Genomic DNA, 13,313 nt, shown 5'->3' with positions numbered 1-13,313 from the left:
AAGATGGTGGGTATCGTACCTGAAAAAGATCGCAGCCTTCGGCAGCTCCTGCAGGGGATTATGTGTAGGAGCTGCCGAAGGCTGCGATCTTTTGATCTTTGCTGTTTCTCATCCAATGAAACAGGTGCACAGGGTGAAAAATATGCGCCAGCGCTTTATAGTGGCCGACCTCCGTTTCATCAAGTAGCGAAGCCCCACATGTCCGAACCACGCAAGATCCTCGTCACCAGCGCCCTGCCCTACGCCAACGGTTCGATTCACCTTGGCCATATGCTGGAATACATCCAGACCGATATGTGGGTGCGCTTCCAGAAGCATCGCGGCAATCAATGCATCTACGTCTGCGCCGACGACGCCCACGGTTCGGCGATCATGCTGCGCGCGGAAAAGGAAGGCATCACCCCGGAACAACTGATCGCCAACGTGCAGGCTGAACACAGCGCCGACTTTGCCGAGTTCCTGGTTGATTTCGACAACTTCCACTCCACTCACGCTGAAGAAAACCGTGAGCTGTCGAGCCAGATCTACCTGAAGCTGCGTGACGCCGGGCACATCGCCCAACGCTCGATCACTCAGTATTTCGACCCGGAAAAGAAAATGTTCCTGGCCGACCGCTTCATCAAGGGCACTTGCCCGAAATGCGGCACCGAAGACCAGTACGGCGACAACTGCGAAAAATGCGGTGCGACCTACGCCCCGACTGATCTGAAGGATCCGAAGTCGGCGATCTCTGGCGCCACCCCGGTGCTCAAGGATTCCCAGCACTTCTTCTTCAAACTGCCGGACTTCCAGGAAATGCTGCAAACCTGGACCCGCAGCGGCACCCTGCAAGACGCCGTCGCCAACAAAATCGCCGAATGGCTGGACGCCGGCCTGCAACAGTGGGACATCTCCCGCGATGCGCCGTATTTCGGTTTCGAGATTCCGGGCGAGCCAGGCAAGTACTTTTACGTGTGGCTGGATGCACCGATCGGCTACATGGCCAGCTTCAAGAACCTTTGCGACCGTACGCCGGAGCTGGATTTCGACGCGTTCTGGGCCAAGGATTCCACCGCCGAGCTGTACCACTTCATCGGCAAGGACATCGTCAATTTCCACGCACTGTTCTGGCCAGCCATGCTCGAAGGCGCGGGCTACCGCAAGCCGACCGGCATCAACGTGCACGGCTACCTGACCGTCAACGGCCAGAAAATGTCCAAGTCGCGCGGCACCTTCATCAAGGCCCGCACGTATCTGGATCACCTGTCGCCGGAATACCTGCGCTATTACTACGCGGCCAAACTCGGTCGTGGCGTTGACGACCTCGACCTGAACCTCGAAGACTTCGTGCAGAAGGTCAACTCCGACCTGGTCGGCAAGGTCGTCAACATCGCCAGCCGTTGCGCCGGTTTCATTCAAAAAGGCAACGCCGGCCTGTTGGTCGACAACAACGCTGCGCCAGAACTGACCGAGGCTTTCCTCGCCGCCGCGCCAAGCATTGCCGACGCCTATGAAGCCCGCGATTTCGCCCGCGCCATGCGTGAAATCATGGGTCTGGCCGACCGCGCCAACGCCTGGATTGCCGACAAGGCGCCGTGGTCGTTGAACAAGCAGGAAGGCAAACACGATGAAGTCCAGGCGATCTGCGCCACCGGCATCAACCTGTTCCGCCAACTGGTGATCTTCCTCAAACCGGTGCTGCCGCTGCTGGCTGCCGATGCCGAGGCGTTCCTCAACGTCGCCCCGCTGACCTGGAACGACCACGCGACCCTGCTGGCCAATCATCAACTGAACGAGTTCAAGCCGTTGATGACCCGCATCGACCCGGTAAAAGTCCAAGCCATGACCGACGCCTCGAAAGAAGACCTGACCGCCAGCCAGACCGACACCGGTGCCGCCGCCCCTGCGGGCAATGGCGAACTGGCCAAGGATCCGCTGTCGGCGGAAATCGACTTCGACGCTTTCGCTGCGATCGACCTGCGCGTCGCGCTGATCGTTAAAGCCGAACACGTGGAAGGTGCCGACAAGCTGCTGCGCCTGACCCTGGATATCGGTGACGAGCAACGCAACGTGTTCTCGGGGATCAAGAGCGCCTACCCGGATCCGTCCAAGCTCGACGGCCGTCTGACCATGATGATCGCCAACCTCAAGCCACGGAAAATGAAGTTTGGTATTTCCGAAGGCATGGTCATGGCGGCCGGCCCTGGCGGTGAAGAAATCTACCTGCTGAGCCCTGACAGCGGCGCCAAGCCGGGTCAACGCATCAAGTAACACTCGGCGGTGAATCGATCCCACAGGCGTGCCCGGCATGCCTGTGGGATTTTTCATATCTGCCCGGATAATGCCTAACCTTAAGAGACAGCCGCCCGTTTCGCTGGCAGAACCATGACCGAACTTGTGCTTACGCTCATCAGTGCTGCGCTGCTCAACAACTTCGTGTTGCACTGGCCGCTGGGCGTCGATCCGCTGTTGGCGGGCAGTCGCCGGCAGGCGCATGCGCTGGGGCTGGCGACGTTGTGTCTGATGTTGATCGTCGGCGTCATCGGTTACGCGATCTGGCATTGGCTGCTGGTGCCGCTGCAACTTGAGGCGCTGCGCCTGTTCGTGTTTGTGCCGTTGAGCGTTTTGTTGATCGCACCGCTGTTGAAAATGTTGGCGCGCTGGCGGCCGAATTTGCCTTTCGAAGGGTTATGGCCGCTGTTGTTGGGCAATGCCGGCGTACTTGGACTGGCCTTGATCAATGCGCAAAACGATCAAGGCCTGCTCCACGCCACAGCGCTGAGCCTCGGCGCCGGACTGGGTTTCTGGCTGGTGCTGAGCCTGTTCTGCGATTTGCGTGAGCGCACCGCCGACAACGACATTCCCCTGCCCTTTCGCGGCTTGCCGATCGACTTGATCGGCGCCGGACTGATCGCAGTGATTTTTCTCGGATTCAGTGGACTGATCAAAACATGAGTCTGATTCAACGCATCGATGCCCTTCTGCCGCAGACCCAATGCGGCAAGTGTGGCCATCCCGGATGCAAACCCTATGCGCAAGGCATCGTTGACGGCGAGCCGATCAACAAATGCCCGCCCGGTGGCGATGAAACCATCGCAGCGTTGGCCGAGCTGTTGAAAGTGCCGGTGCTGGAACTCGATATCAGTCGCGGTTCGGCGCCGCCGCAAGTCGCCTATATCCGCGAGGCTGAATGCATCGGCTGCACCAAGTGCATTCAGGCCTGCCCGATCGATGCCATCGTTGGCGCGGCGAAATTGATGCACACGGTGATCATCGATGAGTGCACCGGCTGCGACCTGTGTGTAGCGCCGTGCCCGGTGGATTGCATCGAAATGCATCCTCTGCCTTTGAGCACGTTGCCGGTGGTCGGCGGCTTGGCCTTCAGTCTTGAAGAACAACGCGCGCGCGCCGCCAAACGCGATCACGCACGCCTGCGATTCGAGCGCCGCAATGACCGGTTGCTGCGCGAAGAACAGCAAAAGCAGGCCGAACGTGAAGCCCGCGCCAAACGTGCTGCTCAGCCTGAGGCGACCGCGTCGGATCCAGTGCAGGCTGCGCTGGAGCGCGTGCGCGCACAGAAAACCGCGACCGCCGATGCGGCACTGAAAAAAGCCAAGATCGATGTGGCGATGAGCCGTGCGCAACTGCACAAATCCCTGAAAGCTTTCGGCCATCCGCCGACCTTCGAGCAACAGTCGCAATTGATCGTGCTCCAGCAACAATTTGAAGCGGCGGAACAGGTGTTGGCGAAACTGGAAAGCAGCGCCCCGGCAGTTGCAGCACCGGCCCCCGCGAAAGATGCCGACCTGAAACGCGCGAAAATCCAGTTGGCGATGCGCCGCGCCGAGCTGAAAAAAGCGCAAACCGCCGAAGCTTCACCGGAACAGATCGCCGCACTGGAACACGCACTGCGCGACGCCGAACAAGCGTTGCACGACGCCGAAGCCACAAGCGATCAGCCTGCGCCTGACCTGGTGCGCGTCGAAAAACGCCCGATCGACAGCCAACTTCGCCAGTTAAAAACCGAATTGGCCTACGCCCGCGCCGACCTCAACAAACTCGAACGCCGCGCCGACACGCCCGACGACATCCTCGACAAGGCCCGCGCCCGCCTGCAAACCGCCGAGCGCCAGGTGCAAGACCATGTCGCCCCTTGAGGCACCGGACGAGCGCCTGCAGCAAGCGATGAAGCTTGTGCTGCTGGCCCTGTTGCCGGGGCTGCTGGCGTTGTTCTGGTTGTACGGTTGGGGCGTGTTGATCAACCTGATTCTGGCTGTTACCACGGCGTTGATCGTCGAGGCGATTGTTACTCGACTGCGCCGTCAACCCTTACCGCCGACGCTAAGTGATGGCAGCGCGATTGTCAGTGCCACATTGCTCGCTGCCGCCCTGCCGCCCTATTGCCCGTGGTGGCTGACGGTGACGGCGGTGGCTGCGGGTTTGCTGTTCGGCAAGCATTTGTACGGCGGTGTCGGCAAAAATCCGTTCAATCCGGCGATGCTCGGTTTTGTTTTGGCGATGGTGATGTTTGCGCAGCCGATGACTCATTGGCCCGCCCATGGCCTGGATCTGACGACAAGCTTTCAACAGGTTTTCAATATCGGTCAGGCGCCGGATGCCTGGGTACAGGCCACCGCACTGGACAGTCTGCGCATCAACAAAAGCCTGACCATGGATGAGCTGTTCGCCAGTGATTCGGCGTTCGGGCGTTTCGGCGGTCGCGGTGTGGAATGGGTGAATCTGGCGTTTCTCGCCGGCGGGCTGTTTTTGCTGCAGCGGCGAGTGATCGCCTGGCACGCGCCGGTCGGCATGCTCGCCAGCCTTTTTGTGATCAGCCTGCTGTGCTGGAACGGATCGGGATCGGACTCCCATGGCTCGCCGCTGTTTCATCTGCTCAGCGGCGCGACCATGCTCGGTGCGTTCTTCATTATCACCGAGCCAGTCTCGGGTGCCAGAACGGCGCTTGCCAGACTGCTGTTTGGCGTCGGCGTCGGCCTTCTGACCTATTTGATTCGCACGTGGGGCGGTTACCCGGATGGCGTCGCGTTTGCCGTGCTGTTGATGAACCTTTGCGTGCCGGCGCTGGAACGGTTTGCCGCTAGCCGTCAGCCACAGGTGAGCCCATGAACCGCACGGGCAGCGCATTGACGTTATTGCTGTTGGCGATGGTCGGCATCGGCACGACGTATCTGCTGCAACGCAACAGTGCACCGCAGATTGCTGCCGAACAACTTTTGGCCGACAACCGCAAACTGCTCGACGTGCTGCCCACTGACAGCTACGACAACCAACCGCTGGAACAGCCGCTTCCGCTGACCGATACGGGGCTGAGCCACAGCACGCTTACAGCGGGTTACCGTGCAACCAGGAATGGCCAGACCGTTGCAGTGTTGCTGCGCAATCAGACCGAGGGTTACGCCGCTGCCATCGAATTGCTGATCGCCATCGATACCAACGGCAAATTGCTCGGCGTGAAAACCCTCAAGCAAAACGAAACCCCGGCGCTCGGCGGGCCCATTGGCGATTGGCCGAACCACTGGCTTCAGTTATTCACCGGCAAATCACGCGGCGAACCGAATGACGCTGGCTGGGCATTGAAAAAAGATCAGGGGCAATTCGACCAAATGGCTGGGGCGACCATTACTTCCCGCGCAGCCATCAACGCGATCCACGATGCATTGCGCTACTTTGACGAGCATCGAAGCGCATTGCTGGGGAGCGCACCATGAGCCTGACCAACTCGCTGATGCTGGTGCTATTGCTGGGCACCACCGTTTCTTTGGCCGGTGCGTTGGGCACGATGTTGATGTTCGTCGCAGTGGTCGGCATTTATGCTTTGGGCATGTCACCACTGCGTTCGCGCCTGACAGATGGAAGTGCCTTGCTGGCCGGTGTGTTGCTTGCTGCAACGTTGGCCAGTTGTGCCGATCTGTTGGCGCAACGCTGGTTCCTCGCATGGCATCAGTCGTTCGGCCTCTATGGCGGATTGATCGCCTTGCAGTGCGTGGTGCTTGAACACAACGGCTTCTTCCGCCAACCGCTGGCGCAGCGCTTCAAGCTTTGCGCATTGTTTGGCGGTTTGATGCTGGTGCTCGCCGCGCTGCGTGAACTCATCGGTCAGGGAAGCCTTGGCCGTGGGTTGTCCGCGCATGGCTCAGGTCTTGTTTTATTCGGCGAAGGGCTGCATCTGGCAACCCTGGTGCCCGGCGCCTTTATTGTATTGGGGCTGCTGCTCGCGGCCCGTCAGGCGTGGACGCGCCCGAACTCTATTTCCAAGGAAACGCATCGCCCATGAATGCTGCAAAACGTCTTGAGATCTTTCGCCGACTGCATGAAGACAATCCCGAACCGAAGACAGAACTGGCCTACTCCTCGCCCTTCGAACTGCTGATTGCGGTGATTCTTTCGGCGCAGTCGACCGACGTCGGCGTCAACAAGGCCACGGCGAAACTGTTCCCGATCGCCAATACGCCCGCCGCCATTCATGCCTTGGGGGTTGAAGGCCTGTCCGAATACATCAAGACCATCGGCCTCTACAACAGCAAAGCGAAAAACGTCATCGAGACCTGCCGCATGCTGGTCGAACTTCATGGCGGTGAAGTCCCGCAGACCCGCGAAGAGCTCGAAGCCCTGCCCGGCGTTGGCCGTAAAACCGCCAACGTGGTGCTCAACACTGCATTTCGCCAATTGACCATGGCCGTCGACACGCACATTTTCCGCGTCAGCAACCGCACCGGCATCGCCCCCGGCAAAAATGTGGTTGAGGTGGAAAACAAGCTGATGAAGTTTGTGCCCAAGGAATTCCTGCTCGACTCCCATCACTGGCTGATTCTTCACGGACGCTATGTGTGTCTGGCCCGCAAGCCGCGTTGTGGCAGCTGTCGAATCGAAGATCTGTGCGAATACAAAGCCAAAACGTCCGACGATTGACTGGCTATTAGGTTTATCGATTCGTCGATTGAAAAAATCTTTTTTACCCGCCGCAGGAATGTCGATATAAGGAGCGCCAAAGGCCCCTCTTAGCCTGGAGTTAACCTATGAGTACCAGCAAAGAGCAACTGGAAGAAGCTGACGAAGATTTTGTGGCCGCGGACGCTGATGATGCCGAACCGGTAGTCGAGGTCGCCAAGACCAATCTGAGTAAACGCCGCACCATCGATAACCTGCTGGAGGAGCGCCGACTGCAAAAGCAATTGGCCGAGTACGATTTTGATGACTGACACTTGAAAGCCTCCCGAAACGGAGGCTTTTTACTTTCCACTGGTCGCTGAATTCGATCGCCCATGATTACGTCAACGTTGGTCATGCTCAGACCAGTCCGTTGCGTTGCGCCAGCTCAATGAGGTCAACCAGTGAGCGAGCATTGAGTTTCAGCAATAAACGGGTCTTGTACGTACTGACCGTTTTATTGCTCAAAAACATGCCGTCGGCGATCTCCTTGTTGGTTTTGCCCCGCGCCAACTGTTGCAACACCATCATCTCTCGTCCGGAAAGGCGATCGACCATATCGGCTTCACTGGCATTGCCCAGACTGGTACGCACGGTATGCAGCGCTTGATTCGGAAAATAACTGTAACCGGAGAGTACGGCTTTTATGGCGCTGAGCAACTCCGTCAGATCCTGTTGTTTACACACATAACCCGCCGCGCCCGACTGCATGCAACGCATGGAGAAGTGTCCGGGGGCCTGTGAAGTCAGCACCAGAACTTTCATCGGCATGGCCACCGAACTCAAGCGCGCAATAACTTCCAGGCCGTCCAGTTTCGGTATTCCAATATCCAGAATCACGATATCCGGCATTTGTTCGCGCGCCAGTTGCAATGCATCGACACCATTATCGGTTTCAGCAATCACTTCGTAGCCATGACGCTCCATCAGCATACGTACCGCAAGACGAATGACGGGGTGATCATCCACGATCAGCACTTTATTCATGGGCAGGTCCAATTTCGCTGTTCGATTTTTAGAGCCCGCACAATAGCCTAGTCAATTCACTCGTGGCACAGCGCAGTTCTCTTGTACTTGCAGCGCAAGACATTCCCTACAACCAATGAGGATTATTCCTACAAGAAATACACTTGCCGCTATCGAATGGGCTGTACGTGCATTCCTCGCTGCATCCAGGCACGGTTTAACCCGCTGATATTTTTAGTACAAAACCCTCATACAGGCCCGTTGCCCGCCCGAAGAATACGCCGCCGTCCAAGCCATTGGGCATGCGGATACAGCTCTGAAAAGCTGCTTGCTCTCGCGCCTCAGAGAATATCGGCAACTAACTTCGCTTTGCAAAAAATCTGAAACAAGACACTTCTACCCACAAGGCAATTTTTAATATAAACATTAAACCCCAAAGACTTCAATCAAACACTTAATCAAATCAGCGACTCCAACATCTATAGAGCCAATGCCATGCGGAACTTTAAAAAGAAAATCACCAACCCAATGACTGTTATCGCGATATTCGCGTTCATTTCAGAAACTTCCGCAGCGGTATCACTGCCCTTTCTGGATAACAATGAACGTGAAATCTACATATGGTTTCTAATCAGCTTTCCGTTCTATTTGTTATTCCTGTTTTTTATTACCTTGAACTTCAACTACCGATCGCTCTACGCACCTTCTGACTTCGCCGAGGACGATAACTTTCTGAAAGCCTTTGAAGAGCTCAAATCCAGCGACCATCAACACGATCCTCTTTCGAAGACGTCCGAGTGCCCGGGCAACGTGGCCGATCCCCCCACTGGCAGCGGCTGGGCGCCCCCCCCGTGGATCGAACATAACGTGCAGCTACCCAAACCCATGAACGCGCTGCGGGTTATTGATGTACGACCGATGAACAGCAAGGCGCAATTCGATCAGTTGCAGGCAAGTCTCACAGTCACCAGCAGGCCATCGGTAAGGTTCATGGTGTTTCTGACTGATCCGGTGTCAGACGCACTGCTCAAGCAAATCGCGCTCAGCCCCGGCAAACAGACGAAAAAAGGCACAACAAACACGGTCTATATCGCCTACAACGTCAGCCAGCAGATCACGACAATTTTGAGAGGGGATTAAAAGGCGGGCGAATATCGTGAAGAACACAGATAACGCAAAAATCAGGAAGGATTTGGACAGTGGCAGCCTTGTCGCGATGACAAGGCTGCCCTTTCATTCCAGGCCCGAGGGGCTTAGAACAGTTTGCGGCCCTTGTTGGCAGCAATACGCATGCGCAGCGCGTTGAGCTTGATGAAGCCCGCCGCGTCGGCCTGGTTGTAAGCACCGCCGTCTTCTTCGAAGGTTGCGATGTTGGCATCGAACAGCGAATCGTCGGACTTGCGGCCAGTAACGATCACGTTGCCTTTGTACAACTTCAGACGCACAACACCGTTCACGTTGACCTGCGAAGCGTCGATCATCTGTTGCAGCATCAGACGCTCAGGGCTCCACCAGTAACCGGTGTAGATCAGGCTGGCGTACTTCGGCATCAACTCGTCTTTGAGGTGAGCGACTTCGCGATCCAGGGTGATCGATTCGATGGCGCGGTGAGCGCGCAGCATGATGGTGCCGCCCGGGGTTTCGTAGCAGCCACGGGACTTCATGCCGACGTAACGGTTTTCAACGATGTCGAGACGACCGATGCCGTGCTCGCCGCCGATCTTGTTCAGCGTTGCCAGAACAGTGGCCGGGGTCATTTCGACGCCGTCCAGCGCAACGATGTCGCCGTTACGGTAAGTCAGTTCAAGGTACTGTGGTTTGTCGGGAGCGTTCTCCGGGGAGACGGTCCATTTCCACATGTCTTCTTCGTGCTCGGTCCAAGTGTCTTCCAGCACGCCGCCTTCATAGGAGATGTGCAGCAGGTTGGCGTCCATCGAGTACGGGGATTTCTTCTTGCCGTGACGCTCGATCGGGATCGCGTGCTTCTCGGCGTAGTCCATCAGCTTCTCGCGGGACAGCAGATCCCACTCACGCCAAGGGGCAATCACTTTTACGCCCGGCTTGAGTGCGTAGGCACCCAGCTCGAAACGTACCTGGTCGTTGCCCTTGCCGGTGGCGCCATGGGAAATGGCGTCAGCGCCGGTTTCGTTGGCGATTTCGATCAGACGTTTGGCGATCAGCGGACGTGCGATGGAGGTACCCAGCAGGTACTCACCTTCGTAAACGGTGTTGGCGCGGAACATCGGGAACACGAAATCACGCACGAATTCTTCGCGCAGATCGTCGATGTAGATTTCTTTGACGCCCATGGCCTGAGCCTTGGCGCGGGCCGGCTCGACCTCTTCGCCTTGACCGAGATCAGCGGTGAAAGTCACCACTTCACAGTTATAAGTATCCTGCAGCCACTTGAGGATCACCGAAGTGTCCAGGCCGCCGGAATACGCCAGAACGACCTTGTTTACGTCCGCCATGCCATCACTCCACGGGGTTCTACGGAAAGCCGAGGAGTCTACCGCCCAAACGCAATAATTTACAGAGGCGCGACAGCTTAAGACGACAAAGCGACAGAATCTGTCGAGAGCGCGACGATGACCGGCGGGTCAGGAAGTTGCTGCAGTGCTCGCGGGTGTACTCGCTTGCGGCGCCGGAGCCGCGACTGGCGTAACCCGCGCAAGGTGCACATTGACCCGGCGGTTCTTCGCCCGGTTCGCCGCACTGGTGTTGGGCACCACCGGATACTGCTCACCGTGGAAACGCACGGTGATCTGCGACTCTTGAATGCCATTGGCCTTGAAGTAGTCGACCACAGCCAGCGCCCGGCGGCGCGACAGTTCACGGTTGGTCAGACGGTTGCCGCTGTTGTCCGAGTGGCCGTCGAGCTCAATGTGATTCACCGTCGGGTCAGCCTTCATATATTCCAACATGACCGCGAGTTTGGCTTTGGCGGCGGCGTCGAGATCGGTGCCTTCGCCGGGAAAACCGATTTGCGACTGTTTAACCTGATCGAAATTCTGCGGCAACAATTTCGCCACGCAGGTTTGATAGTCGTTAAACGCTTTGCTGAATTTGACTGGCAACAGGCGCACTTCCGAGACCCGACCATCACCCGACGCGCGACGCACGACCGGACTGCGACCGTCCAGCAGACCGCTGATCAAACCGCCAGCCTGAGACTGCGAACTGTTGAACAAGACATTGCCGCTGCCGATTCTGACGCTGCCCAGATTAATGTCAGCGCGTCCCGGCTGCCATGGCGCCGCCGCTGCGAGCAACGTCGCCGAACCACCGCCCAGCATGGCGTTGTAGGCGTTCAAGCGGAATATCGCCTGCTCGCCGGCCTTGCGCACGAACTCACCCGAGCCGAAATCTGTAATCGGCTGTGTCAGGCGGCATTCGAACTTGTCGCCGGCGACCGTCCACTCAATGTTCTCCAGACGTGTCTGGTACGTGAGCGCCATCGCGGGGAGGCTGGCAAACACACTGAGCAAGGCTAAATAACGCTGGCGCACGGGAGGCTCCATTGGCTTCTGAAACACAAAGACCGATTCACACGATGTTTACGGCATACCTACGGGATATCGGAAGGTTCCCGCAAAACTTGATAGCGAGTGCCTGCAAGAGTCTTTTCCGGTAGCATTCGCCTCAGTTTGACCCGCCTGGAATCCCCTCATGTCCGACCGCCTGACCCTGCTGCGTCCCGACGACTGGCACATTCATCTTCGCGATGGTGCCGTGTTGACCAATACCGTTGCCGATGTTGCGCGCACTTTTGGCCGCGCGATCATCATGCCCAACCTGGTACCTCCGGTGCGCAACGCCGCTGAAGCCGACGGCTATCGCCAGCGGATTCTCGCTGCCCGCCCGGCCGGCAGTCGCTTTGAGCCGCTGATGGTGCTGTACCTCACCGACCGCACCCAGCCCGAAGAAATTCGTGAAGCCAAGGCCAGTGGTTTTGTCTACGCCGCCAAGCTGTACCCGGCCGGCGCAACCACCAACTCCGACTCCGGCGTGACCAGCATCGACAAGATTCTGCCGGCAATCGAGGCCATGGCCGAAGTCGGCATGCCGCTGCTGATCCACGGTGAAGTCACCCGTGGCGACGTCGATGTGTTCGATCGCGAAAAGATCTTCATCGATGAGCACATGCGCCGCGTGGTCGAGCGTTTCCCGACACTGAAAGTGGTGTTTGAACACATCACTACCGCCGACGCCGTGCAGTTCGTCAACGAGGCTTCGGCCAACGTTGGCGCGACCATCACCGCGCACCACCTGCTGTACAACCGCAACCACATGCTGATGGGCGGGATTCGGCCGCACTTCTACTGCCTGCCGATTCTCAAGCGCAATACCCATCAGGAAGCTCTGCTCGACGCCGCCACCAGCGGCAGCGCGAAGTTCTTCCTCGGCACCGATTCGGCACCGCACGCCCAGCACGCCAAAGAAGCCGCTTGCGGCTGCGCCGGCTGCTACACCGCGTACGCCGCCATCGAAATGTACGCCGAAGCCTTCGAACAGCGTAACGCGCTGGACAAACTCGAAGCTTTCGCCAGCCTCAACGGCCCGCGCTTCTACGGCCTGCCGGCGAACACTGATCGCATCACCCTGGTTCGTGAAGAATGGACCGCCCCGACCAGCCTGCCCTTCGGCGAGCTGACCGTTATCCCGCTGCGCGCCGGTGAAAAACTGCGCTGGCGCCTGCTGGAGGAACACGCGTGAGTGAAGACCATTTCGACGACGAACTGGACGGTCAAAGTGGCGGCGGCGGTTCCCGTCACCCGATGGCAGCACGTTTTCGCGGCTACCTGCCGGTTGTCGTCGACGTAGAAACCGGTGGCTTCAACTCGGCCACCGACGCGTTGCTGGAAATTGCTGCGACCACCATCGCCATGGATGAAAAGGGCTTTGTTTACCCGGATCACACCTACTTCTTCCGCGTTGAGCCGTTCGAAGGCGCCAACATCGAAGCGGCGGCGCTGGAGTTCACCGGGATCAAACTCGATCACCCACTGCGCATGGCCGTCAGCGAAGAAACCGCGCTGACCGACATCTTCCGTGGCATCCGCAAAGCGCTGAAGGCCAACGGCTGCAAGCGCGCGATTCTGGTCGGCCACAACAGCAGCTTCGACCTCGGCTTCCTCAACGCCGCCGTCGCGCGTCTGGACATGAAGCGCAACCCGTTCCACCCGTTTTCCAGCTTCGACACCGCGACACTGGCCGGTCTGGCCTACGGTCAAACCGTACTGGCGAAAGCCTGTCAGGCAGCCGACATCGACTTCGACGGCCGTGAAGCGCACTCCGCGCGTTACGACACCGAGAAAACCGCTGAGCTGTTCTGCGGCATCGTCAACCGCTGGAAACAGATGGGCGGCTGGGAAGATTTCGACGACTGATCCTCAATGAGTAAATCCCGCGCATAAAAA

The 13,313-nt window shown here is 58.2% G+C and carries 14 protein-coding genes; 11 read left to right on the top strand and 3 right to left on the bottom strand.

Annotated features, from left to right (window positions below; translation table 11 throughout):
- Positions 1-198 precede the first annotated feature (198 nt).
- The 8 genes from metG to ACP3TY_RS03030 all read left to right on the top strand — a co-directional run bounded on the left by metG (position 199) and on the right by ACP3TY_RS03030 (position 7,199).
- Positions 199-2,250: a methionine--tRNA ligase gene (metG, locus tag ACP3TY_RS03065; RefSeq protein ID WP_426619228.1), complete on the top strand. Its 2,052-nt coding sequence runs from the start codon at positions 199-201 to the stop codon at positions 2,248-2,250.
- A gap of 114 nt (positions 2,251-2,364) precedes the next feature.
- Complete coding sequence (locus tag ACP3TY_RS03060; RefSeq protein ID WP_426619227.1) at positions 2,365-2,934, top strand: electron transport complex protein RnfA; 570 nt, start codon at positions 2,365-2,367, stop codon at positions 2,932-2,934.
- Entirely contained in the window at positions 2,931-4,136 is a 1,206-nt protein-coding gene (gene rsxB, locus ACP3TY_RS03055) for an electron transport complex subunit RsxB (protein WP_426619226.1), read from the top strand. Before ACP3TY_RS03060 ends, rsxB begins: the two co-directional genes overlap by 4 nt.
- Positions 4,123-5,106, top strand: a complete 984-nt coding sequence (locus ACP3TY_RS03050; protein ID WP_426619225.1) for an RnfABCDGE type electron transport complex subunit D — start codon at positions 4,123-4,125, stop codon at positions 5,104-5,106. Before rsxB ends, ACP3TY_RS03050 begins: the two co-directional genes overlap by 14 nt.
- A complete protein-coding gene (locus tag ACP3TY_RS03045) occupies positions 5,103-5,708 on the top strand; it encodes an RnfABCDGE type electron transport complex subunit G (protein WP_212546277.1) in 606 nt (201 codons plus the stop codon). The genes ACP3TY_RS03050 and ACP3TY_RS03045 overlap by 4 nt, the downstream gene beginning before the upstream one ends.
- Entirely contained in the window at positions 5,705-6,274 is a 570-nt protein-coding gene (locus tag ACP3TY_RS03040) for an Rnf-Nqr domain containing protein (protein ID WP_426619224.1), read from the top strand. The genes ACP3TY_RS03045 and ACP3TY_RS03040 overlap by 4 nt, the downstream gene beginning before the upstream one ends.
- Positions 6,271-6,909, top strand: coding sequence for an endonuclease III (gene nth / locus ACP3TY_RS03035; protein WP_053123406.1), 639 nt, complete (start codon positions 6,271-6,273; stop codon positions 6,907-6,909). Before ACP3TY_RS03040 ends, nth begins: the two co-directional genes overlap by 4 nt.
- A gap of 107 nt (positions 6,910-7,016) precedes the next feature.
- Positions 7,017-7,199 carry a PA3496 family putative envelope integrity protein gene (locus tag ACP3TY_RS03030; protein WP_212546280.1) on the top strand — a complete coding sequence of 61 codons (183 nt, stop codon included), beginning with the start codon at positions 7,017-7,019 and terminating at the stop codon, positions 7,197-7,199.
- 88 nt (positions 7,200-7,287) lie between these two features.
- Here ACP3TY_RS03030 and ACP3TY_RS03025 read toward each other — a convergent pair whose 3' ends face one another.
- Complete coding sequence (locus ACP3TY_RS03025) at positions 7,288-7,914, bottom strand: response regulator transcription factor (RefSeq protein ID WP_053123410.1); 627 nt, start codon at positions 7,912-7,914, stop codon at positions 7,288-7,290.
- 474 nt (positions 7,915-8,388) lie between these two features.
- Between ACP3TY_RS03025 and ACP3TY_RS03020 the strand changes: the two genes are divergently transcribed.
- Positions 8,389-9,033: a hypothetical protein gene (locus ACP3TY_RS03020; protein WP_426619223.1), complete on the top strand. Its 645-nt coding sequence runs from the start codon at positions 8,389-8,391 to the stop codon at positions 9,031-9,033.
- Positions 9,034-9,146: 113 nt separating this feature from the next.
- Here the strand turns inward: ACP3TY_RS03020 and ACP3TY_RS03015 are convergent, their stop codons facing one another.
- Entirely contained in the window at positions 9,147-10,364 is a 1,218-nt protein-coding gene (locus tag ACP3TY_RS03015) for an argininosuccinate synthase (RefSeq protein WP_053123414.1), read from the bottom strand.
- 129 nt (positions 10,365-10,493) lie between these two features.
- Positions 10,494-11,402, bottom strand: a complete 909-nt coding sequence (locus ACP3TY_RS03010) for a flagellar protein MotY (protein WP_282355510.1) — start codon at positions 11,400-11,402, stop codon at positions 10,494-10,496.
- Between the two features lie 160 nt (positions 11,403-11,562).
- On the opposite strand from ACP3TY_RS03010, the gene pyrC reads away from it, so the two are divergent.
- Positions 11,563-12,609, top strand: coding sequence for a dihydroorotase (gene pyrC, locus ACP3TY_RS03005; protein ID WP_426619222.1), 1,047 nt, complete (start codon positions 11,563-11,565; stop codon positions 12,607-12,609).
- A complete protein-coding gene (rnt, locus tag ACP3TY_RS03000) occupies positions 12,606-13,283 on the top strand; it encodes a ribonuclease T (RefSeq protein ID WP_007916667.1) in 678 nt (225 codons plus the stop codon). The genes pyrC and rnt overlap by 4 nt, the downstream gene beginning before the upstream one ends.
- The last annotated feature ends 30 nt before the right edge of the window (positions 13,284-13,313 follow it).

Source organism: Pseudomonas rustica (assembly GCF_049959085.1).
Taxonomy (GTDB): Bacteria; Pseudomonadota; Gammaproteobacteria; order Pseudomonadales; family Pseudomonadaceae; genus Aquipseudomonas; species Aquipseudomonas rustica.
The sequence above is the reverse complement of the archived record's forward strand: the minus strand, read 5'-3'. Positions and strand labels throughout refer to the sequence as shown.